Origin of the sequence: Spirosoma flavum, assembly GCF_042686045.1 — a bacterium.
In the GTDB taxonomy this organism is placed as follows: domain Bacteria; phylum Bacteroidota; class Bacteroidia; order Cytophagales; family Spirosomataceae; genus Spirosoma; species Spirosoma flavum.
This window is the reverse complement of the sequence record NZ_JBHUOM010000020.1, coordinates 1-1,231: the sequence shown is the minus strand read 5'-3', so window position 1 is coordinate 1,231 and position 1,231 is coordinate 1. Positions and strand designations below refer to the sequence as shown.

The following is a 1,231-nucleotide window of genomic DNA, read 5'->3' as shown; positions in this document are numbered from 1 at the left end:
GAGTCCAGGGGTGGGTTGAGCATGACGGGGGTGGAGTTGGTCAGCAGGGCCGCGTTGATCAAAATCGTCGTCGAAACGAAAAAGCGAATTTGGTCAGATGAAGCGGCTGGTGGAAGATTTTTTGTATCGGCATTACGGTTCGGTACTGTTACCCCGATGGTATAGGTTCCCGGACCGGGATAGGTATGAATAACCGTATAACTGTTAACCGATGACGTGCGCCCATTAATGTAAACACGACTACTACGATCAACATCGGCTGTGGTACCATCACCAAAACAGAAGGTGTAATTGGTTGCCTGATCTGCTGCTGGTCTACCTTTTACCTCATCGAAGTAAGCGGTAAAGGTAATCTTATATGTCAGGGAAGTTTGGGAGATTCGTTTAGTCGTAATTTCCCCAGCTCGTACGTGGGTAGCCTGACTAATGGTGGGCCAAAGCACAGCACTCAAAAAAAGGCTTAAAAGCCCAATTATATAAAGGAATCGCATAAAATCATCACATTTTTAGTAAAACGCTTTTGTGTGTAAAAAGCGTATTAATATCACGTGGTAAGATAAGGGAAAAAGATAAAAGGAGAACGGGAAATGACTTCCTGCCAACCCATTCTCCTTTTATTACTATGACCTTTTTTATGGTACTTACTTCATGCTCATGTTTTCCCGGATGATCTGGACCCAGCTTTTGAATACCTGGGGGGGCGCATTGCGGTCCAGCATCGCATAGTAGACCGTGGCCTGGTAATAGTACAAGCCCGTGGGCAGATCCGTCCCATCGCTGCTCTTGCCATCCCAACTCAGGGTCGGCCCCGAGCCCGCATACAGCTTGGCCCCCCACCGATTGTAGACCACAAAGTCGATGCGCTCCACAAACCGGGGGCACTTCAGGGGGGCAAACACCTCATTCTTGCCATCCCCGTTGGGGGTGAACACGTTGGGCAGCACCAGCTCCGGACAGGCCTGGTTGCAGACCTTGTTGGAGGGCGCACTCTCCAGCCCCCGCTGGCTGACGGCCGTCACGTAGTAACAGCCCGCCACCGTGCTCAGACTGCTGTGGTCGAAGCTGGTGGCGGGAGCCGACACACTGGTCAGCACGCCCAGCGTGTCGGTGCGGTAGCGCCCGTAGTAGATCTTGTAGCTGGCAATGTTGGCCTCGCAGCTGGGTGAGGCTGTGGGTGTCCAGCGGAGCTGGTTGGTGAAGCTGGTCTGGTCGCAGAAGCTTTCGGCACTCA

2 protein-coding genes are annotated in these 1,231 nt (G+C 52.5%); both read right to left on the bottom strand.

The genetic code is table 11. The features are described 5' to 3' along the window. Positions 1-491: PKD domain-containing protein (locus ACFS25_RS20150; RefSeq protein ID WP_381504616.1), on the bottom strand; the 491-nt coding region annotated here is incomplete at its 3' end. 150 nt (positions 492-641) lie between these two features. After that, positions 642-1,231 (bottom strand): T9SS type B sorting domain-containing protein (locus ACFS25_RS20145; protein ID WP_381504614.1); only part of this gene is annotated, 590 nt, incomplete at its 5' end.